24 protein-coding genes are annotated in these 22,682 nt (G+C 62.0%); 8 read left to right on the top strand and 16 right to left on the bottom strand.

Annotated elements, in window-relative coordinates; genetic code table 11:
- Window positions 1–636: a ribonuclease T2 gene (locus RA29_RS00865; protein WP_052249392.1), complete on the top strand. Its 636-nt coding sequence runs from the start codon at window positions 1–3 to the stop codon at window positions 634–636.
- Here RA29_RS00865 and RA29_RS00860 read toward each other — a convergent pair.
- The 3 genes from RA29_RS00860 to RA29_RS00850 all read right to left on the bottom strand — a co-directional run bounded on the left by RA29_RS00860 (window position 616) and on the right by RA29_RS00850 (window position 3,371).
- Window positions 616–1,476, bottom strand: coding sequence for a sterol desaturase family protein (locus tag RA29_RS00860; protein ID WP_052249391.1), 861 nt, complete (start codon window positions 1,474–1,476; stop codon window positions 616–618). The two genes, RA29_RS00865 and RA29_RS00860, sit on opposite strands and share 21 nt — an antisense overlap.
- Window positions 1,473–2,021, bottom strand: a complete 549-nt coding sequence (locus RA29_RS00855) for a TetR/AcrR family transcriptional regulator (protein ID WP_039682007.1) — start codon at window positions 2,019–2,021, stop codon at window positions 1,473–1,475. Before RA29_RS00855 ends, RA29_RS00860 begins: the two co-directional genes overlap by 4 nt.
- Window positions 2,022–2,381: 360 nt before the next feature.
- Window positions 2,382–3,371: an NAD(P)H-quinone oxidoreductase gene (locus tag RA29_RS00850; RefSeq protein WP_039682004.1), complete on the bottom strand. Its 990-nt coding sequence runs from the start codon at window positions 3,369–3,371 to the stop codon at window positions 2,382–2,384.
- Between the two features lie 57 nt (window positions 3,372–3,428).
- On the opposite strand from RA29_RS00850, the gene RA29_RS00845 reads away from it, so the two are divergent.
- On the top strand, window positions 3,429–3,776 hold the full coding sequence (locus tag RA29_RS00845) for a hypothetical protein (protein WP_039682003.1): 348 nt from the start codon (window positions 3,429–3,431) through the stop codon (window positions 3,774–3,776).
- On the opposite strand, the gene RA29_RS00840 is transcribed toward RA29_RS00845, so the two are convergent.
- A complete protein-coding gene (locus RA29_RS00840) occupies window positions 3,759–4,454 on the bottom strand; it encodes a COQ9 family protein (protein ID WP_039682001.1) in 696 nt (231 codons plus the stop codon). The two genes, RA29_RS00845 and RA29_RS00840, sit on opposite strands and share 18 nt — an antisense overlap.
- 279 nt (window positions 4,455–4,733) lie before the next feature.
- Between RA29_RS00840 and RA29_RS23740 the strand changes: the two genes are divergently transcribed.
- On the top strand, window positions 4,734–5,684 hold the full coding sequence (locus tag RA29_RS23740) for a CAP domain-containing protein (RefSeq protein WP_039681999.1): 951 nt from the start codon (window positions 4,734–4,736) through the stop codon (window positions 5,682–5,684).
- Between the two features lie 110 nt (window positions 5,685–5,794).
- Window positions 5,795–6,001 (top strand): 30S ribosomal protein S21, encoded by a 207-nt coding sequence (rpsU, locus tag RA29_RS00830; RefSeq protein ID WP_005614280.1) that lies wholly within the window; start codon window positions 5,795–5,797, stop codon window positions 5,999–6,001.
- A 92-nt stretch (window positions 6,002–6,093) separates the two neighbouring features.
- On the opposite strand, the gene RA29_RS00825 is transcribed toward rpsU, so the two are convergent.
- From RA29_RS00825 to RA29_RS00810, 4 genes are all read right to left on the bottom strand, one after another.
- The gene (locus RA29_RS00825) at window positions 6,094–7,830 is read right to left on the bottom strand and encodes a methyl-accepting chemotaxis protein (RefSeq protein WP_052249390.1); all 1,737 of its coding nucleotides are present in this window, start codon (window positions 7,828–7,830) and stop codon (window positions 6,094–6,096) included.
- Window positions 7,827–8,120 carry a hypothetical protein gene (locus RA29_RS00820; protein ID WP_152612882.1) on the bottom strand — a complete coding sequence of 98 codons (294 nt, stop codon included), beginning with the start codon at window positions 8,118–8,120 and terminating at the stop codon, window positions 7,827–7,829. Before RA29_RS00820 ends, RA29_RS00825 begins: the two co-directional genes overlap by 4 nt.
- Window positions 8,121–8,231: 111 nt before the next feature.
- A complete protein-coding gene (locus RA29_RS00815; protein WP_039681990.1) occupies window positions 8,232–10,157 on the bottom strand; it encodes a PhoX family phosphatase in 1,926 nt (641 codons plus the stop codon).
- A 130-nt stretch (window positions 10,158–10,287) separates the two neighbouring features.
- The gene (locus tag RA29_RS00810) at window positions 10,288–10,746 is read right to left on the bottom strand and encodes an Lrp/AsnC family transcriptional regulator (protein ID WP_039681988.1); all 459 of its coding nucleotides are present in this window, start codon (window positions 10,744–10,746) and stop codon (window positions 10,288–10,290) included.
- 134 nt (window positions 10,747–10,880) lie between these two features.
- Between RA29_RS00810 and ald the strand changes: the two genes are divergently transcribed.
- The gene (gene ald / locus RA29_RS00805; protein WP_039682350.1) at window positions 10,881–11,999 is read left to right on the top strand and encodes an alanine dehydrogenase; all 1,119 of its coding nucleotides are present in this window, start codon (window positions 10,881–10,883) and stop codon (window positions 11,997–11,999) included.
- Between the two features lie 52 nt (window positions 12,000–12,051).
- Here ald and mscL read toward each other — a convergent pair whose 3' ends face one another.
- Entirely contained in the window at window positions 12,052–12,486 is a 435-nt protein-coding gene (mscL, locus tag RA29_RS00800; RefSeq protein WP_039682348.1) for a large conductance mechanosensitive channel protein MscL, read from the bottom strand.
- Window positions 12,487–12,632: 146 nt separating this feature from the next.
- Here mscL and RA29_RS00795 point away from each other — a divergent pair, with 146 nt between their 5' ends.
- On the top strand, window positions 12,633–13,331 hold the full coding sequence (locus RA29_RS00795; protein WP_039681986.1) for a glutathione S-transferase N-terminal domain-containing protein: 699 nt from the start codon (window positions 12,633–12,635) through the stop codon (window positions 13,329–13,331).
- An 82-nt stretch (window positions 13,332–13,413) separates the two neighbouring features.
- On the opposite strand, the gene RA29_RS00790 is transcribed toward RA29_RS00795, so the two are convergent.
- The 3 genes from RA29_RS00790 to RA29_RS00780 all read right to left on the bottom strand — a co-directional run bounded on the left by RA29_RS00790 (window position 13,414) and on the right by RA29_RS00780 (window position 16,275).
- Window positions 13,414–15,018 carry a GMC family oxidoreductase N-terminal domain-containing protein gene (locus RA29_RS00790; RefSeq protein ID WP_039681984.1) on the bottom strand — a complete coding sequence of 535 codons (1,605 nt, stop codon included), beginning with the start codon at window positions 15,016–15,018 and terminating at the stop codon, window positions 13,414–13,416.
- A 118-nt stretch (window positions 15,019–15,136) separates the two neighbouring features.
- A complete protein-coding gene (locus RA29_RS00785; RefSeq protein WP_039681982.1) occupies window positions 15,137–15,583 on the bottom strand; it encodes a YtoQ family protein in 447 nt (148 codons plus the stop codon).
- Window positions 15,584–15,645: 62 nt separating this feature from the next.
- Window positions 15,646–16,275 (bottom strand): class I SAM-dependent methyltransferase, encoded by a 630-nt coding sequence (locus tag RA29_RS00780; RefSeq protein WP_039682346.1) that lies wholly within the window; start codon window positions 16,273–16,275, stop codon window positions 15,646–15,648.
- An 84-nt stretch (window positions 16,276–16,359) separates the two neighbouring features.
- Here RA29_RS00780 and RA29_RS00775 point away from each other — a divergent pair, with 84 nt between their 5' ends.
- On the top strand, window positions 16,360–17,241 hold the full coding sequence (locus RA29_RS00775) for a LysR family transcriptional regulator (RefSeq protein WP_039681980.1): 882 nt from the start codon (window positions 16,360–16,362) through the stop codon (window positions 17,239–17,241).
- A gap of 67 nt (window positions 17,242–17,308) precedes the next feature.
- Here the strand turns inward: RA29_RS00775 and pheT are convergent, their stop codons facing one another.
- From pheT to pheS, 4 genes are all read right to left on the bottom strand, one after another.
- Window positions 17,309–19,705 (bottom strand): phenylalanine--tRNA ligase subunit beta, encoded by a 2,397-nt coding sequence (pheT, locus tag RA29_RS00770; protein WP_039681978.1) that lies wholly within the window; start codon window positions 19,703–19,705, stop codon window positions 17,309–17,311.
- Window positions 19,706–19,842: 137 nt separating this feature from the next.
- Window positions 19,843–20,664 carry a polyhydroxybutyrate depolymerase gene (locus tag RA29_RS00765; RefSeq protein ID WP_039682344.1) on the bottom strand — a complete coding sequence of 274 codons (822 nt, stop codon included), beginning with the start codon at window positions 20,662–20,664 and terminating at the stop codon, window positions 19,843–19,845.
- 31 nt (window positions 20,665–20,695) lie between these two features.
- Window positions 20,696–20,908: a hypothetical protein gene (locus tag RA29_RS00760; protein WP_039681976.1), complete on the bottom strand. Its 213-nt coding sequence runs from the start codon at window positions 20,906–20,908 to the stop codon at window positions 20,696–20,698.
- A gap of 106 nt (window positions 20,909–21,014) precedes the next feature.
- On the bottom strand, window positions 21,015–22,088 hold the full coding sequence (gene pheS, locus RA29_RS00755) for a phenylalanine--tRNA ligase subunit alpha (protein WP_039682341.1): 1,074 nt from the start codon (window positions 22,086–22,088) through the stop codon (window positions 21,015–21,017).
- A gap of 380 nt (window positions 22,089–22,468) precedes the next feature.
- Here pheS and RA29_RS00750 point away from each other — a divergent pair, with 380 nt between their 5' ends.
- Window positions 22,469–22,678 (top strand): hypothetical protein, encoded by a 210-nt coding sequence (locus RA29_RS00750; RefSeq protein WP_152612881.1) that lies wholly within the window; start codon window positions 22,469–22,471, stop codon window positions 22,676–22,678.
- The last annotated feature ends 4 nt before the right edge of the window (window positions 22,679–22,682 follow it).

Raw genomic sequence — 22,682 nt, 5'->3', positions numbered from 1 at the left:
GTGCGCGGTGTATTTGCCCTTTTCCTGCTTTTGATCTGGTCGCCGGTCTGGGCGCAATCAGACAGAAGCGGCGTCTTCGACTATTACGTTCTGTCGCTGAGCTGGTCGCCGAACTGGTGCGCCTATGAAGGCGACGCGCGCGGATCGGACCAGTGCGATGCGCGGCATGACCACGGTTGGATCCTGCATGGGTTGTGGCCGCAATATCATCGCGGGTGGCCGGAGTATTGCCAGACGGCTGAGCGCCCACCCTCTCGCGCGATGACGCGGGACATGGCTGACATCATGGGAACGTCTGGCCTCGCTTGGCATCAGTGGAAGAAACACGGGGTTTGTTCCGGTCTGTCTGCGCCCGCCTATTACGCGCTTTCACGGGAAGCCTATGGCCGCGTGGTCCGGCCAGAGGTGTTTCGCAAGCTGGACAAGACGGTGAAACTGCCCGCGTCAGTGGTGGAAGAGGCATTCCTGCAAGCCAATCCCAGGCTGGAGCCCGACGGCGTGACGATCACCTGTCGGCAGGGGCATATCCAGGAGGCCCGGATATGCCTGTCCCGCGACCTCGACCCGGTGCCCTGCGGGCAGGACGTGGTGCGAGACTGTACGGCGAAGGACGCGCTATTCACCCCGGTCCGCTGACGGTTTCCAACCCGGCGGACGCATCATGTAGCGCCATGCCTCACCCCAAGAGCGGGCGCGCGTCACGTCGTGCCAGAGGCCGGGGAGTTCCGAGAACCACACCTTGATCGGGTTGCGGCTGTCGAAATCGCGTTTCAGGCCGTAGCGAGGGGTCTCTTCTTCGGCCTGATAAGTGCCGAAGAGTTGGTCCCAGATCACAGTGATCCCACCGTAGTTCATGTCGATATACTTGTCGTCGCAGCCGTGGTGGACGCGGTGGTTGGCGGGGCTGTTCATGACCTTGTCGAACCAGCCCAGCTTGCCGATCACCTCTGTGTGGATCCAGGTCTGGTAGGCCAGCACGACGATGATGCCGAAAAAGATCATTTCGGGCGAAAAGCCAAGGAAGACCAGAGGGATGTGTATGATCAGGCTCCACGCCCCTTCAAGCGGGCCGAAGCGGATGCCGGTGATGATGTTGTAGTCGCGCGAGGAGTGGTGGACGGCGTGTTGCGTCCAGAGCAGGCGCACCTGGTGGGCGATGCGGTGTTCCCAGTAGTAGGTGAAATCGGCGGCTATGATGGCCAGCGCGATGCCCCACCATGTGAGCGGGATCTGCCAGGGTTGGGCGACCTCAGCCAGGATGTAGTAGATGATGTAAGCGCCGGTCAGGATGAAGACCTGCACCGCGATCGAGGGGATCTGCGTGCTGGCGCTGACCAGCATTTCCGCAATGGTGCGGCCCTTGTGGCTGCCCTTGAACAGCACTTCGGCCAGTTCGATGAGCAGGATGGCAGCGCCGATCAGGAGGAAAACCTCGTCGATGCGGGAGCCCAGAAGTTCGAGCTGTTCGAGCGTCATTTTGCGGTTCCTTGTGTGAGGGTACGCCAGGCCAGTGCGGCGGCCTGTTTGGGGGTCGCGTCGCCCGCGGTCACCATGGCCCAGCCCGCGTAGATCAGGTTGTCGTAGGCCTGCACGATCCATTCGGTTGGGATGTGCGGATCGAACGCGCCCTCGGCCTTGGCCATGTCGATGTCATGGGCCAGGTCGCGGGTTTGGTTGGCGTAGACTTCGGCCACGCGCGGATCGTTTGCGGCGGGTTCGGTGGCGAGGAACATGTGGCGGGCCGCGAGGGGGAGGATGGCACCGAGCGCCACCTCAAGCGCATGCGTGTAGGTCTGGCAGTCTTTTGTTGCTTCTTCGACAGCTTCATCCAGTTCGCGCGCTGCCGTCAGGGTCAGCGCCACGATCAGGTCATCGCGACCCGAGAAGTGGCGATGCAATGTCGCCCTGCCGACGCCTGCGTGCTTGGCCACATCGGCCAGGGAAGCGCCGGGGTTCTGGCTGAACACCGCAAAGGCGGCTTCGAGGATATGGGTTTCGGTTGATACATTAGTGTCTCGCATGAGACACTAATGTCTCGATTCGTTTGGCGATTCAAGGGTGCGAATTGGGAAGGGCGCGCAAAACGGTCTGCGTTGCGCCTTTTGCTGATGTCGGAGCCTCCGGCGGTGGTATTTTTGGTCAGAAGAAACGAAAACGCCCGCGCCACTCATCCAACGTGAGCACCGCGGGCGAAGGAGGGAAGCAATCGCTTCTCCTGACACGGCCATCGGCTCCACAGCCTGTACCGTCTCATCAGAAAAGCGCGTTAACCTTAATATTCCGTTTCTTCTGACTGAAAGTACCACGGGGGAATCGCGTCAGCGATGGGGGCAGCGCCCCCTAATCATGTCGTCGCTGCCAAGCGGCCTTGGGATCAGGGCTTAGCCACCCGCGACCTCCAGGACGATCTTGCCGATATGGCCCGAGCTTTCCATGCGGGCATGGGCCGCTGCAGCGTCATTCAGGGGAAACTCCGAATCCATAACCGGTCCGATGCGCCCCGCAGACAAGAGCGGCCAGACCGCTTCGCGCAGGTCGCGGGCAATCTGCGCCTTGGCCAGATCGCTTTGTGGGCGCAGGGTGCTGCCGGTCATGGTCAGGCGGCGCATCATCAGCGGGGCGAAGTTCACTTCGGCCTTGGGTCCCTGCAGGAACGCGATTTGGACCAGTCGCCCGTCATCGGCCAAAGCCGATAGGTTGCGGCGAATATAGGGACCGCCGACCATGCAGAGGATGAGGTTGGCGCCGCCCTGCTCTTTCAGCACCTCTACGAAATCAGCGTCGCGGTAATTGATGGCGACCTCTGCCCCCAGATCGCGGCAGGCGGCGCATTTTTCGTCCGATCCGGCGGTGGCAAAGACCCGTGCACCGAAGTGATGGGCGAGCTGGATGGCTGTCGTGCCAATGCCGGAAGAGCCGCCGTGGACCAGGAAACGCTCCCCGCCTTTCAACCCACCGCGCATGAACACGTTGGACCAGACGGTGAAGAACGTCTCGGGCAAACACGCCGCTTCTTTGAGCCCCATCCCATCCGGCACGGGCAGGCAATGCGCGGCAGGTGTTGCGACATATTCGGCGTAACCGCCGCCGGGCAGAAGGGCGCAGACCTGATCGCCCACGGCCAGATCGCTGACCCCCGGGCCGACCTCGACCACGGTGCCCGACGCCTCAAGCCCCGGCAGGTCGCTTGCCCCTGGCGGCGGGTTGTAGAGCCCGGCGCGTTGCAGCGCGTCGGGGCGGTTCACGCCCGCCCAGGCCACTTCGATCACCACCTGGCCGTGCCCGGCCTGCGGGCGCGGGCGGGTGACCGGCTGCAAGACCTCCGGCCCGCCCGGGGCATTGATTTCGATGGCGCGCATGTCCTGACCCATTCTGATCCCTTTCCTTTTGCGCACCGTACCTTGGTCATCAGGGGGAAAGGAACCCGTATGCTGGTTGCCGCGCTGTGTTTGAACATCGTGATCCTGGGACCGGTGATCCTTGGGCTGCTTTCGGGCGGGATGGATGCCGCTTTTGGTCCCGATACGGACGCGCGGCGGATCCTGACATGTGTTTACATTGCTATCGCGGCGGTCAGCCTTGGACTGATCGGACTTCATGTGATCGGCCATCGCTGGGCCGTTCCCATGACGTTGGCTTTGTTTAGCGTACAGATCACTTACAAGGCGGCGACAGCCCTTTTGGTCGGCCTCTCAAGCCCGGTTGTCGCAACAAACCTGTTGGTCGTTGCGGTGCAGATCGGAGCGATTGTCGCGTGGTCAGTTGCGCGGGGATGACCAGGAGCCGGGCATGTCGCTGCGCGGGCTGGACGCGGGTGCCTTGATCTTGTCCAGCACCCAGTTGGGTCCGGCAAAGAGTGTCGACAGGACCTTGCTGTCGCGCACTTGTGCCTTGGCCTTTTCAATCTGCATGACATCGTCGATGCGCCGATCAAGGAAAGCCCAGGTCGCCTGGTTGTCCGTGCTGTCATCACCCAGCCAATAGAGCACTGTCGCCGAATACACGCCGGAGAGCGTGGCGCGTTTGGTGTACCAGTTCACGTCTTCTGATGTGTCGCCAAGGGCGGTCCAGATCCTGTCGGCAGTGCCCCAGATCGCCTTGGCCCCGTCACCGGCATACATCGGCAGGGCAAAGAGTGTCGTGCCGCGGCGCACCGCTTCCTTGTCCGTCACAGCCTCGATCCGGAACCGCACGGCCGTCGCAATCTTGTCCCGGAAACGGTCTGGCAGTGTTTCGGTCTCGAGACGCTCGACCATCGCGGCGTCCCCCCTGTCGTGATAGGCCCTTGCAAGATCGACCGCACCGCGCGGGCAAACCGCGCGCACCATCGCCATGTCAACGCCAGCATCCGCTGCAGCGGCCTTGAGTGTCGTTTCGGACCAGCCGTCGAAGGGCACGTGCATCAGTGCTGCATCCAGCAACTGATCTTTAATCTGATCGGGCGTGTTTTCCATAGGGCAACGGTAGGGCGGCAAACAGCTGACGGCAAGTGAGAGAGCCATTGCGCGTCCCTTCGCCGCGCGGCCCGGCTGTCTGCTGCTGATTTTCATTTCTCTTGCAAGCGGAGCGCAGCCGACACCTGCTTCGCATCCGTATTGCCGCGGAATGCCGCCGGATGCGACCCGTTAAATATGCATGTGTTTGCTGGAAATTTGCGTCGTCCAGACCGGGCTTGTCGGCTGTTCTGCACGCTTTCACACACGGGGCGCAATGCAAACAAATGAGGTGCTTACATGTCGGTCGCCAATCAATTCGAACGCGAGATGCTTGATCTGATCAATGAAGAACGCACATCCCGCGGCATCGACCCGCTGACGCTGGAGCTACGCCTGAACGACGCAAGCGAGGATCACAGTAGCTGGATGGAAACCACTGGCGCTTTCAGTCACACGGGTGAGGGCGGATCCAGCGCAGGTGATCGTATGGAAGACGCCGGTTTTGTCTTTTCCGGCAATTGGACCTGGGGCGAGAACATTGCCTATCAGTCCGAACGCGGTGCGCCCGGGATTTCGGATGATGTGCGTGACTTGCACACATCGCTTATGAACAGCCCCGGTCACCGGGCCAACATTCTGAATCCGGATTTCGATCATATTGGGATCGGTCTCGAGACCGGTGATAATCAGGGCTTTGACGCCGTTTATGTCACACAAAAATTTGCCAGCACATCGGCGCCCGTCGAGCTGGATACCGGGGCTTCTTCGCCGCCTGATACGGCACCGGAGCCGGGCAACCAAGATGATGCTCCGGTCGCTGAAGCTGATAACGATCAAGTCGACGGCAGCGCAGCGAATGACGCACCGGATGGACGCGATGGTGCGGACACCATGTCGGATGACAATAAGCCAAATGCACTGAACGGGAACAGCGGCAATGATAGGCTAACCGGCGACGATGGATCGGACCGGCTGAATGGCGGAAGCGGAAATGATATCCTGTTCGGCGGAAACGGTAAGGACGTGTTCGTATTCTCCGAAGGAATGGACATCGCGTTTGATTTCGGAAAAGACGATGTCGTCGATTTGCGAGATGTTGACAGCATCTCGTCATTTCAGGATTTGATGGAGGGCGGGCATCTGTCGCAATTCGGTGGACATACCGTCATCGACGACCTTGACGGCAACATGATGATCCTTTTGGGCGCGGACAGCGGCGATATTCAGAGCAGCGATTTTCTGTTCTAGCCCGGCTGTCGGGCCCTGTTCGCAGCACTGGACAAAGCAGGGGCGGCTTGTTATACGGCGCGCTCCTGCAAATCCTTGCAACTCTTATCTAGAAAGGTGGTGACAACCACATGCAGGTTAGTGTTCGCGACAACAATGTCGATCAGGCGCTTCGTGCCCTGAAGAAAAAGCTGCAGCGCGAAGGCGTGTTCCGTGAAATGAAGCTGAAGCAACATTTCGAGAAGCCGTCCGAGAAAAAAGCGCGCGAGAAAGCTGAAGCGATCCGCCGGGCCCGTAAGCTGGCTCGGAAAAAAGCGCAACGCGAAGGGCTGCTTTAAGCCTTACGTGATGCCGACGAATTCAAGGACCCCGTGGCTCACAGGCCGCGGGGTTTTTGTTTGTTTAATCTGAGAACGTGAGGCATCGGGCGTCAGCCAGCCATGCGCTTGCTGTCGTAGGGGGCGTGGTCGTCCTGTTGGCCGTCCATCTGCGAGAGTTTGAATTGCGCAAGGCGGCGCATCATCTGGTCCATCCCTGCGGTCAGGGAGGCGCAGGCGGCATTAGTGCTTTCGAACATAGTCGCATTGCCCTGGGCCACCTTGTCGATCTCTGCCACGGACACGTTGACCTCGCTTAGCTGATCCGATTGCGCCTGGGTGGCGTCAGCGATCTTTTGAACCGAGCCGGTCATACCCGCGACGGATTCCACGATGTCCTGAAGCGCATCGCCGGCCTGGGACACAAGGGCCACGCCCGCCTGCACCTGGCCGCTGCTTGCTTCGGTCAGGTCGGAAATGCCCCGCGCCGCTTCGGTCGCGCGTTGCGACAAGGCCCGCACTTCGGAGGCGACCACGGAGAAGCCGCGGCCCGCCTCGCCTGCTCGCGCGGCTTCGACACCTGCGTTCAGGGCAAGCAGGTTGGTCTGAAACGCGATGCCGTCCATCACCGCGTTGATCTTGGCGATTTCACGGGATGCGGTTTCGATGCCGTCCATGGCCGTCACGGCCCGGCGCACGATTTCACCCCCCTCAACCGCATCATTGCGCATCTTTGCCGCTGTGGAGGCCGTCGCTTGCGCATTGCCTGTGGAGGCGCGCACCACCCCGTGCAGCGTGTCAATGGCGTGGCTGGTCACCTCAAGCGACGCGACCTGCGCTTCGGTCCGGCGGGCCAGATCATGGGCAGATTGTTCCACCGCGCCAACGAGATCCATAAGGTCGGATGTGCTGCGCATCACCTCGCCGATCACGCCGCCAAGTGTGGAGATCGCCCGGTTGAAGTCGCTGCGCAGCGCTTCGTATTCCTGTGGAAAATCCACATCGATCCGGTAGGACAGATCACCCTGGGCCACATGTTCGAGCCCGCGGCGCAAGGATGTCACAACAATGCTCTGGGCGTCGTAGATCGACTTCTGCACCTCGGCCGTTCGCAAGTCGGCCGCGTGGCTGGCGGCGATGGCTTGCTCGCGCGCGTCCTTTTCCTCTTTCAGGGCGCGGACAAGGTCCTCTGCTTCGGTTTGGGCCGCATGGGCGCGACTGGCCTCGGCCTCGGCACGCTGCTGGGCCGCTTCCGCTATCTGTTTCGCCGTTTCCGCCGCGGCAAAGGCGGTGTCTGCGTCGTTCAAGGCGCTGTGCGTCTCGCGCGTCAGTTCCAGCCGTTTTCGGACGATCATGGTCAGCACAAACACCTCGATCCCGACGATGACACCGTGAAACAGGGCCCGCTCGATGTTTTCGAGCAAGCTGACACTGGGAAAGACGAGGTGCGGCAGGACAAGGCCCAGCGACAGGTGGTGCAGCACCGTTGTGGCAGCAGCGCACATGATCGTCGGCACGTGAACAAGCCCGACCAGGGCGGCGAGCGTGGCAAAGAACAGCATATGTCCGTCGACTTGCCACCCCGTTCCGCTGAGCGCGGCCACAAGCCCGATGGATTGCGCAATCGCGGCCTGCCCGACGATAATGCGGTAGTGCTTGTGACGCCGTTTGAATGACCAGAAACCGAACGCAACAGAGCCCAGGCAGATCGTTGCGGGCAGCGCAGAGGACATTGGCAACACGAACCCCGCGATGCCGATCAGAACACCAAGCACCGCACAGCCCATCAGGATCCAGTACGCGGCCAGGCGGCGTGACTGTTCCAGGGATTTCTGGACATCCACCATCATAGCACCACCCCGCACAAGGCAGCGATGGCAGCCCCATCCCGAACCCCAAATGACCCGAAGTCGCGCGCGAGATCATCAAAGCGTGCAGGATTGTCTGTTTGCACAAGTGCCGCAAAGGGTGCCCGTTGTGGGCCCACCAAAGTGCCACCTGCGGATTGCGCCAGCGCCTCGGCATCGTGCCACGGTGCCAGAATGACCAAACGCAGATCGGATTGCTGCCCGGACTGAAGTAACAAAGCCGCCAGCGGGGCAGCAAATCCCAGCATGGCCATCATTAAAAAAACACGCATCGCCCATCATCCAAGTTCGACAGGCGTTGCTTACTCCCAAACCTCTGAACAATTGCCTAAACGCAGATGGCGCGCCTTAAGAAAAGCGCGCCATACAGTTTCAGCTATGCCTTAGCCGACCAGAGCGTTGTCGTCCCGCTTGACCGCCACGATGGAGGACCGGGGCAGCGACCCTTCCCCATCCGGGAACGGCGCGCCGGGGTGCTGGATGCCCACGAACATGGTGCGACGATCCGCAGACCACGTCAGACCTGTGACTTCGCAGCCGTTGGGGCCCGTCAGGAAGCGGCGGATTTCGCCCGTGACCGGGTCGCCCGCCAGCATCTGGTTGTTGCCCATGCCCGCGAACTCGCCTTCGTTGTCGTCGTCGCCGTCGGTCTGGATCCAGATGAGACCGGTGGTGTCGATCTGCATCCCGTCGGGCGAGTTGAAGAGGTTGCCCGCGTTGATGTTGGCCGACCCGGCATAGGGCCCTTCGGTATGCACGGTGGGGTTGCCCGCCATGACGTACAGATCCCAATCGAAGGTCGAGGCGCCGTGGTCGTCATTGTGCGGACGCCAGCGCACGATCTGACCATAGCGGTTGACCTCTCGCGGGTTGGGGGCGTTGGGGACCATGGGTTCGCCCGCCGCGTTGGTGCGGATGTTGCCATCATCGTCCAAAGCGCCCCGGCGCGAGTTGTTGGTTAGGCAGCAGTACGCCTCGACCGCCGTGGGGTTGACCGCGATCCATTCGGGGCGGTCCATGGTGGTCGCGGACACTGCTGTGCCGGCCATGCGGGTAAAGACGGAGATTTCCGCCTCGGTCATGCCGGTGTCTTCGGGCGTCAGGGCCAGCCAGATGCCGGTGCCGTCGTCGTTGAACTTGGCCACATGCAACTGACCCTCGCTCAGCAAAGTCGAGGTGTCACCGCCGGGGACGTAGATGTCGCGGCTGACCCACTTGTACATGTATTCGCCACGTTCATCGTCACCCATATAGACGACCACGCGGCCATCAGGTGCCAGTGCATAGGCGGCATTCTCGTGCTTGAAGCGGCCCAGCGCGGTGTGCTTGACCGGCGTGCTGTCCGGGTTCCACGGGTCGATTTCAACGATGTAGCCCGCGCGGTGCGGCTCGTTCGGGTTTTTCGAGATGTCGAAACGCGGATCGAAGCTGTGGTAGTTGTAGCGGCCCGGCTCCACGTCCGTACTCACCCCGTAGCGTTTGAAGCTGACGGCGTGCACCTCGTCCAGTGACAGCTCTTCGGTGGTGCCGAAATAGCCGTTAAAGTTCTCTTCGCACGTCAGGTAGGTGCCCCACGGCGTGCGGCCTGAGCCGCAATTGTTGAACGTGCCAAGCGAGGCGGCGCCGGTCGGATCGTCGTCGGTTTTCAGCAGGTCGTGGCCTGCGGCAGGACCGTCGATGACCATGGGCGTCCGGTGGTGGATGCGGCGGTTGTAGGGGCTGTCGACCACGACTTCCCAGCCGTTTTCACCTTCGGTGACTTCCATGACGCTGACGCCCTGGAAGTTCTGCAAACGCACGACATCGTCGGCGGACATGGAGGCGCCTTCCTGCTCCACGGCGAGGTTGATCTTGGGGTTGGGGTATTCGCTGTTCACAACGAGCAGCTCGGTGCCGCCGATATGGAACAGCTCCATCCCGTCGGTGTTTTCGCCGAAGACACGGTCGGACCCTTCGGTTGGGATGCCTGTGGCGGCGTCGAATTCGGGCGCGTCGGAAAAGAGCGGATCGCCCCAGCGGACCAGCGTGTTCCAGTTGTACCCGTCGGGCACGTGAACTGTGCCATCGGTTTGCGGGGGAAGCTGTTCAAAGGCAAAGCGGGATGTCTGACCCGCCATGGCGGTCGTGCCCTTGAGCATGCCGGTACCCATCACCGCAGCACCCGAGCCAAAGGCCAGCACGCTGCCCAGAAAGCCGCGGCGCGAGATGGCGCGCTCGACTACTTCGTCAAAGTCCTGCGTCGTTTTGCGTGGAAATTTCAGTTCGTCCCAATCGTCAAAGGACAGATCCTGAATATCTGCGTCTTTCATCTTGAACTCCCGATTGTTTGGAATTTGGCGATCACGCCCTGCGTGTGGGTCACGCCCCGCGTGTGGGTGCCTTATGAACATCACCGCTATGTGACGATTGGATTACAAATGCGTAACGATCCGATGCGGGTCAAACGGGCAAGGCCGTAGTCTTGAAAACGGTTCTGAGCGCAAAGCTGGACTGCATCTGCGCCACCCCCGGCAGACGGGCAAGGTATTGGCGGTGGATGCGGGCGAAGTCTTCGGTATCTTCGGCCACGACCTTGAGGATGTAGTCCGCGGTGCCCGCCATCAGGTGGCATTCGAGCACATCGGGAATGCGTGCCACCGCCTTCTCAAACGCCTCCAGCACCTCGTCCGCTTGTCCCTGTAGCGTGATTTCCACAAAGACGGTTGTGGGCACGCCCATCTTGCGGGCGTCGAGCAATGCCACATAGTCCCGGATATAGCCTGCCTGTTCCAACCGCTGAACGCGGCGATGGCAGGCCGACGGCGACAGGTGGACCTTTTCGCTGAGGTCGGAATTCGACATCCGCCCCTGCTTTTGCAGGGCCGACAGGATGCGCCGATCTGTTGGATCCAGGGACATGTGTGCGAAGTCCTTCGACAAATGCGCCAGATGGCGCACATTTCTTCGATCTTTGTACCCGAACACGATCCATTTCCGGTGCCGAATTGCAAGCGAATTGCGCGACCCTGCCACCAGCAGCCAAGGAGGACGCCATGCACATCGGATGCCCCACAGAAATCAAGGCCCAGGAATACCGCGTCGGCCTGACGCCCAATGCCGCGCGCGAGGCGGTGGCCCATGGTCACACCGTCAGCATTCAGGCGGATGCGGGCCGCGGCGCCGGGTTCGAGGATGCGGATTATGTCGCGGCAGGCGCGCGCATTCTGGACACGGCGGAGGAGGTTTTTGCCACCGCCGACATGATCGTGAAGGTGAAGGAGCCGCAGGCCGTTGAGCGCAAGATGTTGCGCGAGGGGCAGTTGCTGTTCACCTATCTGCATCTGGCCCCGGACCCAGAGCAGACACATGACCTGCTGGCCTCGGGCTGCACGGCCATTGCATACGAGACGGTGACGGATGCCTCTGGTGGTTTGCCCCTGCTCGCCCCGATGTCCGAGGTGGCAGGGCGGCTCGCCCCGCAGGTGGGCGCGTGGACGCTGCAAAAGGCCAATGGCGGGCGTGGCGTGTTGATGGGCGGTGTGCCCGGTGTGGGCCCGGCCCGCGTGGTCGTCATTGGCGGCGGCGTTGTGGGCACCCATGCGGCACGGGTGGCCGCTGGCATGGGCGCGGATGTGACGGTGCTGGACCGGTCCCTGCCCCGGATGCGATACTTGGACGACACGTTCTCCGGCCTGTTCAAGACCAGCTTTGCCAGCGCGGGCAACACCGCCGAACTGGTGGCCGAGGCGGACATGGTCGTTGGCGCGGTACTGATCCCCGGTGCCGCAGCCCCCAAACTGGTGACCCGCGCGCAACTGTCGACCATGAAGCCCGGTGCGGCCATTGTCGACGTGGCCATCGACCAGGGCGGCTGCTTTGAGACGTCGCGCGCGACAACCCATGACGATCCGATCTACGACGTGGACGGGATCATGCACTACTGCGTGGCCAACATGCCGGGCGCCGTGGCGCGCACATCGACCATCGCATTGGGCAACGCCACGATGCCGTTCATGCTGGCACTGGCCGACAAGGGGTGGCGGGAGGCCTGTGCCGATGACCCGCACTTGATGGCGGGCCTCAACGTGCACGCGGGCAAGCTGACCTATTTCGCGGTGGGCAAGGCGCTGGGGATCGACGTGATCGCACCCGGCCTTGCGCTGAAACAGTAAACGTAACACCGCCGCCCATGGGATGTGGGCGGCGGTACTTTTATGGGTTGGCTCACGCCTGCTTGGCAAGCTGATCGCGGATCTCGATCAGGATGTCCAACTCGCTCGGACCCGGATCTTCGGCGGGCGCTTCCTCTTTCGGCTGTTCCGCCATTGCTTTGACCTTGTTGACGTAGCGCACCAGCATGAACACCACGAAGGCGATGATCAGGAAGTTGATGACCGCCATCAGAAACGCGCCATAGGCAAAGACAGCCGCCCCGGCTTCGCGCGCGGCTTCCAGCGACGCCCCCGCGGCCACGTCCCCGGCCAGAACGGCATAGTTGTTGGTGAAATCCAGACCACCAGTGAACAACCCGATGATCGGGTTGATCAGATCCCCCACCAGCGATGTGACGATGGCGGTAAAGGCCGCGCCGATGATGATCCCGACGGCCATGTCCATGACATTGCCCTTGGCGATGAAGTCTTTGAACTCGTTTAGCATATCTAGTCCCTTGTTGGCTCTCACACGCTTTATGTTGTTCTTTGGTGCGTGCGCGAACATTGGTTAACACATCTCCTCACAGGGCAAAGACTATTTTGAGGGGGAATTTCGCCTATGTCCGACCCATTGCTTCAAGGAGACGACCTATGGCTGACCTCAGCGCTTTTCCGATCACGCAGAAATGGAGCCCCAAGGATCCGTCCGTTCTGCAACTCTTTTCCTTTCCGACGCCCAACGGTGTGAAGGTGTCCATCGCGCTGGAAGAGATGCAGATCCCCTACGAGGCGCATCTGGTCACGCTGGCGGATGCGGACGTCAAAAGCCCCGAATTCCTGTCGCTGAACCCTAACAACAAGATCCCCGCGATCATCGACCCGAACGGCCCCGACGGCACCCCCGTGAGCCTGTTCGAAAGCGGCGCGATCCTGATCTACCTGGCTGAAAAGTCCGGCAAGCTGATGGGCGACACGGCAACGGACAAGGCCAAGGTGATCCAATGGCTGATGTTCCAGATGGGCGGCCTTGGCCCGATGCTGGGGCAACTGGGCTTCTTCGTGAAATTCGCAGGCAGCCAGTGGGAGGACAAGCGCCCACAGCAACGCTACGTGGACGAGGGCAAGCGCCTGCTCGCCGTGCTGGAAAGGGAATTGGACGGCAAGGACTGGATCACCGGCCAGTATTCCATCGCCGACATCGCCATCGCCCCGTGGCTGAACGCCCTGAACTTCTATGGCACGAGGGACCTGGTCGGCTGGGACAACCACAAAAACCTGATCGCCTATCTCGACCGTTTCTACGCCCGCCCCGCGGTGGACAAAGCCAAGAACATCCCACCCCGCCCCTGATCCCTTCTTCTGGCTGAAAATACCTCGGGGTTTGGGGCAGAGCCCCAATCAAACAATGGCGTCGCCGCAGGCGGCCTTTGGATCAGGCGGCGCGCATCCCGGCACTGATCTTTTCAGCCATCATGATGGTGGGGGCATTGGTGTTCCCACCCAAAAGCCGCGGCATCAGCGACGCATCCACCACTCGCAGACCCTCGGTCCCGTGCACGCGACCCGCCGGGTCCGTCACAGCCATGTCGTCCTGTCCCATGCGACAGGTGCCAACGGGGTGATAGATGGTATCCGCCCGCGCCCGGATATCCGCCTCAAGGGCCGCATCGCTGCCATCATGGGCATAAAGCTGTTTGCCCCGCCACGGATCGAGCGGCGGCGCGGTCAGGATCGCCTCCATCTGCCGCGCGCCTTTCATCATCAACTCCAGATCACGCCGGTCGGTGAGATACCCGGGATCAATCCGCGGAGGTGCGGCCGGATCGGAGGATTGCAAGCCGACATGCCCCCGGCTGTACGGGCGAAGGACGCAAACGTGGCAAGAATAGCCGAACTTCGTGTGGATCTTGCGCATATGCTGATCGACGATGCCCACGACGAAATGCAATTGTAGATCGGGCCGATCCACGGACGGATCAGAGCGCAGGAATGCACCGCCTTCGGCAAAGGGTGAGGCAAACAGCCCCGTCCCATCCTTGCGCCACTGCAACCCGGCCTTGGCCAGCGCCATCAGGCCGGAGGGGTTCAACCCGACCACATCGTCCCGTTTCGAATGATAGCTGAGGATGTAGTCCAGGTGATCTTGCAGGTTCTGCCCCACACCGGGCAGGTCATGCACCACGTCGATACCGTGCTGCGCCAACTCATCCCGCGGCCCTATGCCCGACAACATGAGCAGCTGCGGCGACCCGAACGCACCGCCGGACAGGATCACCTCGCGCGCGGCCTGCACAAGCTTGACCTTACCCTGATGCTTGATCCGCACGCCGATGGCCCGGGTTCCATCCATCTCGACCTTCTGCGCCATGGCACGGGTCAGGATCGTCAGATTGCTGCGCGCCTGCACTGGGGCGGGCAGGTATGCCGCTGCCGCCGAACACCGTTCGCCACGGGCAGGACCGGTATGATGCTGTGTCACCTGATACAGCCCGACACCTTCCTGTCGCGGCCCGTTGAAATCGTCCGTCACGCGCACCTGCTGCTGGGCCGCAGCCTCGACAAAGGCATGGGCAATCGGACGTGGTTCAGATTGTTCGGCCACCTGCAAGGGTCCCTCCGCCCCATGCAGATCATCCGCTCCACGCGCGTTCCCCTCTGACAGCTTGAAATAAGGCAGCACACTGTCCCAATCCCACCCCTCGGCCCCCAGATCGGCCCATTCGTCATAGTCCTTCCGGTGGCCTCGAACATAGAGCATGGCGTTGATCGCGCTGGAGCCACCCAGCGTCCGCCCGCGCGGCTGAAAACCCCGCCGCCCGTTCAACTCCGCCTGTGGCTCGGTGTGAAAAGCCCAGTTGTTGATCTTGGGTCGGCCCGAGATCATGCCCGCCACCAGCGCTGGCGCACGCACAAAGATGTCGCGCCCAGCCCCACCCGCTTCGATCAGGCAGACGGACACGGACGCGTCTTCGCTCAACCGTGAGGCCATTACGCAACCTGCAGAGCCTCCGCCCACAATCACGTAGTCGAATTTCATATGCGCCTCCCCTTTCTAGGAAGGCTAGGCGCGCACCGAGCACACCACAAGCGTGACCCTGGGTCGGCGGGTGGGCGCATTTCGGGCCACAGGCCCGGAACAGTGCCACACGACCGACCTATCCGGGCAAGGCTCCGGTCAACACATAACGCAAGATTTCAACCACCTGCCCCGGCTCTTCGGCGACGGCCAGTGCGGCGGCATCGACCTCTTTCAGCGCGTGCGCATGATCCGGCCCATGCAGGATGATCAGTGACTTGCCAAGCGCCGCGGCATAGCCTGCGTCAAAGGCGGCATTCCACTGCTTATACTGCTCCCCAAAGCGCACCACGACCACATCGGCATCTGCAATCCCCTTGCGCGTGCGGATCGCATTCACCATCGCGCCCTTGTGGTCATGCCAGTATTTCTTGTCCTCGGCCCCCAGGATCGCCACACCACAATCGTCGCTCGCCGCATGGTCCGTCACGGGCGCGGAAAAGGTGACGTCGAGCCCCTGCGCGCCCGCTATGATCTGTTCGCGCCAATCGGTGTGGATTTCACCGGACAAATACACATTGAGCATAACGTCTTTCCCTCTTGCCGTCGTTCCACCTAACCTGCGCTTTGGGCGCGCGAAAACAAGGCTCAGGCCGTACGCGCCACCACGAAATGATTGGGCGGGCGCATGGGATAGTTGCCCGTTTCAATGATTTCAAAGCCTGCTCGGGCGATCCGCGCATCCACATCGGCGATGGTGTCAAAGCGCACATAGGGTGCCTTGCCCACCAGCTGCATCAGAGGAATGAGGCGCTTCAACAGGCCGAACTTGAACCCAAGCGACCGCTCGCCAATGCAGGGCGATTTGGTGATGAAGAGCCCGCCCGGGGTCAGCAGGTCATGGACCCGCGCCAGCGCCGCGTCGACATCCACCACCAAGTGAAACAGGTTGAAGGCCATCACAACGTCATATGCGCCGTCCTGCAAATCCGGACTGAAAACGTCGGCTTGCAGGAACCGGACATTGTCCACCCCCATCTTCGCCGTGGCCTGCGCGATCATGCCTTCGGAATAGTCGGTGGCGAGGATCGACCCCGCATGTTCTGCGAGCGTCAGGGCCGTGCTGCCGGTGCCGCATCCGAGTTCCAGAACACGGTCCGTTGGCTTCAGGTATGACGACACCCGTTCGAGTGTCTGGGCATAGGCGTCGGGGTCACTTATCGGCTGCGCGGCGTATTTGACCGCGATACCGTCCCAGAACTGCGCTTTGGTTTGCATGTCTATCTCCTTCGCACATGCATATACGGCAAGTGATACCATTGCAAAATTGACCTTATACGCAGGGCATATATACAAATTTGCATGGACAAGGGTTTCGACTGGACACATCTGCGCGCATTCCTCGCCACGGCGGAAAGCGGATCGCTCTCTGCGGCCGCGCGGCAGCTGGGGCTGACGCAACCCACGGTCGGGCGACAGGTGGCGGCGCTGGAGGAGGAATTGCGGCTGGCCCTTTTCGAACGCACCGCCCGGTCCATGACCCTGACGGATGCCGGGCGCGACCTGTTGGTCGAGGCGCGCAAGATGGGGGACGCAGCCCAGCGCATCGGCGTCATCGCGCAGGGGCGGACCCAGGGGCTCGACGGCACAATCCGCGTCACCGCATCCGATATGATGAGCGCCTATGTGCTGCCCGATACCCTGCTGAAGCTGCGCAGCCTCGCCCCACGCCTGCGGGTCGATGTAATCGCAGCCAACGACATCCGCGACATCCTCAAGCGCGAGGCCGATATCGCCATCCGTCACGTGCGCCCGACCGAACCCGACCTGATCGCGCGCAAGATCAACGACGCCTCGGCGCATCTTTATGCGTCAAAGGGCTATGTTGCACAGCGGGGTATGCCCGCATCCGTCGAGGCGCTGAAGGAGCATGACTTCATCAGCATGGCCGACGATGATCGGTTCATCGCGGCCATGGCAGACCGGGGCATCCCGGTCACGCGGGAGAACCTGCGCACCGGCTCGACCAGCGGGATCACCACGTGGGAGATGATGCGCAAGGGATTTGGCCTGTTTCCGATGTCAGACCACATCGCTGCGCAATTCGACGACGCCGTGCGGCTGCTGGATGGCGTAACCGACCTGACCTTCCCCGTCTGGCTCGTCACGCATCGCGACCTACACACGAGCAAACGCATCAGGCTGGTGTTTGACCTGCTTGCAGACATGCTGGCAGAGAACTGATCCAGCCCTTCATCTTGCCAGATAAACTCCGGGGGGTCCGGGGGGCTGGCCCCCCGGGCTACCGAAACTAGCCGCGCAGCGTGCCGCCCGTGGCCTTGGTGACCTTCTCGACCACCTTCTGCGCCACGGCCTCGATATCCGCGTCCTTGAGGGTCGCGCCCTTCGGCTGCAAGCGCACGGTCAGGGCGAGGGATTTCTTGCCTTCGCCCAAGGAGCCGCCGATGAACTCGTCGAAAATGCGCACATCTTCGATCAGCGCCTTGTCTGCGCCCATGGCGGCGTTCACGAGGGTCAGCGCCTCGACCTCGGTATCAACGACAAAGGCAAAGTCGCGCTCGACCGCTTGCAGGTCGCTGATCTCCAGCGCGCCCTTGTTGGCACCGGCCTTGCGGGGCAGTGGCACCTCGGCAGGCCAGAGGGTGAAGGCCATGGCCGGTCCCTTGACATCCATCGCCTCAAGCACGCGGGGGTGCAACTCACCAAAGATACCCAGCACCTTCTTGGGGCCAAGGCAGATCTTGCCGTGGCGACCCGGGTGCCACCACGCATCCGCACCGCGCATGATCTGCACCTTGGCGGGTGCGCCGATAGCGGACAGGATCGCTTCGGCATCGGCCTTGACGTCATAGACATCAACGGGCCGCGAGGCGCCGTGCACGTCCTTGGGTCCGGTGCGACCGACAAGCAGGCCCGAGACTTGCAAGTGCTGTTCGCCTGGCTCCCCACCTTGGAATGCTGGGCCAACCTCGAACAGCGCGAGGTCGGCAAAGCCGCGTGCCTGATTGCGGGCCGCGGCCTGCAAGAGACCGGGCAACAGCGCAGGGCGCATGTGGCTCATGTCGCTGGAGATCGGGTTCTCCAGCATCGTTGCATCATCGCCGCCGCCGAACAGCTTGGCCGAGGCCTGATCGATGAAGCTGTAGGTCACGCATTCGTTGTATCCGAGCGCAGCCGCAGTCCGGCGCGCGATCTGTTCGCGGCGTTGCTTGACGGTCATCACGGGTTTCGGCACGCCTGCGGTGAGGCGGGGCAAGGGTTTGCCCTTCAGCTTGGTGAGGGAGGCGACACGCGCCACTTCCTCGACCAGATCGGCCTCGCCCATCACGTCCGGGCGCCAGCTTGGCACCTGGGCCATGTCCCCTTCGAGCTTGAAGCCCAACGCGGTCAGCGTCTGGCGCTGTTCGCTTTCGTGGATCTCCATGCCTACGAGGCTTTGCACCCGGGCCGCGTTCAGACGGTAGGCGCGGCTGGTGTCGGGGATGGCACCCGCGCTGATCATGCTGGAGGCCGTGCCGCCTGCATGGTCGAGGATCATCGCGCAGGCATGGTCGAGCCCCACGGGGGTGAAGGCCGGATCGACGCCCCGTTCAAAGCGGTAGCGCGCGTCCGAGTTGATCTTGAGCGCGCGGCCTGTGTAGGCGATCTGGATCGGGTCCCAGTAAGCGCTTTCGACAAAGACGTTCACCGTCTCTTCGGTGCAGCCGGTTTCGGCGCCGCCCATGACACCGGCAATGCTTTCCGGGCCATTGTCGTCCGAGATGATCATCTGACCGGGCTGAAAGGTGTAGGTTTTCTCGTCCAGCGCCGCGATTTCCTCGCCGCCCTTGGCACGGTGCACGCGCAGATTGCCCGCGACCTTGTCCGCGTCAAAGACGTGCAGGGGGCGGTTCAAGTCGTAGGTGAAGTAATTGGTCACATCGACGAGGAACGAGATCGGGCGCAACCCGATGGCGCGCAGGCGGTCCTGCAACCATGCGGGGCTTGGTCCGTTCTGCACCCCCCGGATCAGGCGGCCAAAGAAGACAGGGCAGCCATCGCGCGTGTCGTCATCAATGCTGACCGTGATGTCGGAGACAAAGGCCCCCTCGACCTCCGGCACAGGGTTGGGGCGCATGGTGCCCAAACCACGGGCTGCCAGATCGCGCGCAATACCGCGCACGCCCAGCGCATCGGGGCGGTTGGGGGTGATGGCGATCTCGATCACTGGGTCGACCTTGGCCGGGTCGTTTTCGGCCAACCAATCCACGAACCGATCACCAACCTCGCCCGAGGGCAGTTCGATGATACCGTCATGTTCGTCCGACAGCTCCATCTCGCGTTCGGAGGCCATCATGCCGAAGCTTTCGATGCCCCGGATCTTGCCCACGCCGATGGTGGTGTCGATGCCGGGGACATAGACGCCGGGCTTGGCCACGACGACGGTGATGCCTTCGCGCGCATTGGGGGCGCCGCAGATAATCTGTTTCTCGCCCTCATCCGTCGCCACCTGGCACACGCGCAGGCGGTCGGCGTCGGGATGCTTTTCGGCGCTCAGCACCTTGCCGATGGTAAAGTCGGCCAGCTTCGCCCCGCGGTCCTCAACCCCTTCGACCTCAAGGCCAAGGTCGGTCAGCGCATAGGTGATCTCGTCCACCGAAGCCGTGGTGTCGAGGTGCTGCTTGAGCCAGCTGAGCGTGAATTTCATCGGGTCGTCCCCTGCATTCCAGTACCGGGCCTGCAATGGCAAAGTTCCGGCCAAGGTGCAAGCGTGGGAGGGGCGGAGGGCACCTCCGCCTTACGGGGTGTGGCGCGTAAGGCGGACGTGTCGTCCGCCCTGTTCGGTCAGGGATAGGCGGGCGCGCGGCCCAGAAGTTCATCCAGTTGCCGCGCGATCCAGCCATGGGGGATGAAATGCCCGCCAGGATGGGTGTCGAGCGTGACCTTGACCCCGCCCGCACAGTCCTGCCATTCGGTGCGCGTGAGGGTCAGGAAATCGACCTGTGACCAGTCGCCAAGGTCGGTTTGCGTGTCGGAGCAGTCCAGCCGGTCGCGCCAGAGGGACACGGGGTAGGTCGTGTCGCCATCAGGGCCATAGGGATAGTCGAGCACGTTGTCCTTGAGCCCATGCACATGTCGCGCCTCGCGCGGGGCTTGGGCGCAATCTTCCGACAGGTTGATGGTGCCAGAGATACCCAGAAGCGCGCGGATGTTCAGGTCCGTGCCGCGGTCGCAGGCCACCCGCCACGCCATGATCGAGCCATAGGAATAGCCCGACAGAAAGATATTGTCGGCGTCGATAGGATAGCGCGCGGCGACGTCTTTCAGCACGTCTGCCGCGAATTGCACATCCTCGGTCTCTGCCGACCACATGTTCCACGTCTTGCGCAGGCCATTGGGCGCAATCAGCAGCACCCCGCGTCTTTGGGTGGCGTCGGAAATGCGCTGGTGCTGGACCGGCAGCGCCCCGGTGCGCTGCCAGCCGTGGAAGTGGATGAGAAGGGGCATCGGGCTGGTGCCGTCCCAACCGTCGGGCTCACGCACATGGTAGGACCGGTCGCCCAGCGCGCAGGGCACGCCGATATGGCAGGTCTCGCGTTGGGTTTGGGCGGTGGTGAGGGCGGGCAATGCGCTGAGCAGCGCGGCAATAGCAAGAGGTCGTGTCATCAGACGCACGCTAGCCATTCAGATCCGCATGTCACGTCACATTGTCGTGGTCGTCTCCATTGCGCCGCTGGATCGCCTCCAGCCAGCGGTCGATCAGCAGGATGGGCGCCAGTACGATGGTCCAGCCTGTCGCATTGATAATGGTGAAGGTGAGTTTGAGATGCGTCGGCATGTCTGAGCGCCACAGGAAAATGTGGGCGATCACAATCAGGGTGACGAGGGTGAGGACGAGCCATTTGCGCATGCGGCAGAGATAGTTGGACCGCACAATAGGGCAAGCGGTCGGCGTTGTTGGCCGAGCGACCCTCCGGGGGGGGATTTTTTAAAACAGGGAAGGATTGGGCCGGTGCTTACCGGCTCAACCCGCCATGCAATGTCGGCACGTCCAGCGCTGCAAAGCCGTAGTGCCGCAGCCAGCGCAGGTCGCTGTCGAAGAAGGCGCGCAGGTCGGGCACGCCGTATTTCAGCATCGCGATGCGGTCGATGCCCATTCCGAAGGCAAAGCCCTGCCATTCGGCGGGGTCGATCCCGCCCGCTTCCAGCACCTTGGGGTGCACCATGCCGGAGCCGAGGATTTCGAGCCAGTCGTCGCCCTCGCCCACTTTCAGCGTACCGCCTTCCCAGGAACAGCGTATGTCGACCTCCGCCGAGGGTTCGGTGAAGGGGAAGTGGGATGCGCGGAAGCGCAGGTCAACGCCGTCCACCTCGAAATAGGATTTCACGAACTCTTCCAGCACCCACTTCAGGTTCGCCATCGAGATGTCCTTGTCGATGGCGAGGCCCTCGACTTGGTGGAACATGGGCGTGTGCGTCTGGTCGTAATCGGCGCGGTAGACACCGCCGGGGCAAATGATGCGGGTGGGGGCGCCTGTCGCCTCCATCGACCGGATCTGCACCGGAGAGGTATGGGTGCGCAGCACGTGCGGCGGGCGATTGTCGCCTTCCGCCCGGTGCATGTAGAACGTGTCCATCTCGGCCCGTGCGGGGTGGTGGCCGGGGATGTTTAACGCATCGAAGTTGTACCAGTCGGTGTCGATCCGCGGCCCTTCGGCGACGGAAAAGCCCATTTCGGCGAAGATGGCCGTGACCTCTTCGCTGACCTGACTGATCGGGTGGATCGTGCCGCGGCGCTGCGTTCGGGTCGGCAGGGTCACATCCAGCCATTCCGACCGCAGCCGCTCATCAAGCGCCGCGTCTGCGAGCGCCGCTTTCTTCGCGGCGAGCGCGCTGTTGATCTCGGACTTGAGCGCGTTAAGCGCCGGACCAGCCACCTGACGCTCTTCGGCCGTCATCTTGCCCAGCTCGCGCATCTTCAGTGCGACTTCACCCTTTTTGCCCACAGCCGCAATGCGGATGTCTTCCAGCACCGCTTCATCCGCAGCATCGGCGATCTGGGTCAGGTACTTGGATTTGAGATCGTCCATGACGTGCTCCTTCATTCGCTGCCCTGCTACCACAACGCGGCAGGATGGCAAGATCAGGCGACATGCAGAGGGTCCGCGATCCCGTCATTGTGCAGAGAGTGTTGATTGGGGACATTCCCTGATCTGCGCCAGAGCAGCCAATGTCCGTTTCACAATCACGGAGCTGCATTCGAGATGAGCCCCGAATTGCACAGGAAACCGGTGTGCAGTGCAGCAAATTACAATCACCAATTACAATTCAGGATAGTCATTTTCCCGCATTCCACGAAAGCACAGCCGCTTCATCACCAGCCGCAATATTTAGGATATTCGATAGCGTATTGCACAGGATGTGGTATGGTCACAGGAATCGTGTGTTAGTGAAGTGACGGTCGCCACGAATGAAACCAATCATGTATTCGCATCGTTTGAAATCGGTGCTGCAGCACACTGTTCGGGAACTGGGTTTGACCCTGGTTCTGGATGACGGGCGCACCGAACTCGACCTGGCGGAAAACGAAGCGATGATACGCGAGACGGCTCAGCTTTTGGGGCTGCAGGTTCATTTCGAACGCAATGAGGCGGGACTGTCGGTCACTTTCTACAAGTAGTGTG

This window comes from Tateyamaria sp. ANG-S1 (assembly GCF_000814025.1).
In the GTDB taxonomy this organism is placed as follows: Bacteria; Pseudomonadota; Alphaproteobacteria; order Rhodobacterales; family Rhodobacteraceae; genus Tateyamaria.
The sequence above is the reverse complement of the archived record's forward strand: the minus strand, read 5'-3'. Positions and strand labels throughout refer to the sequence as shown.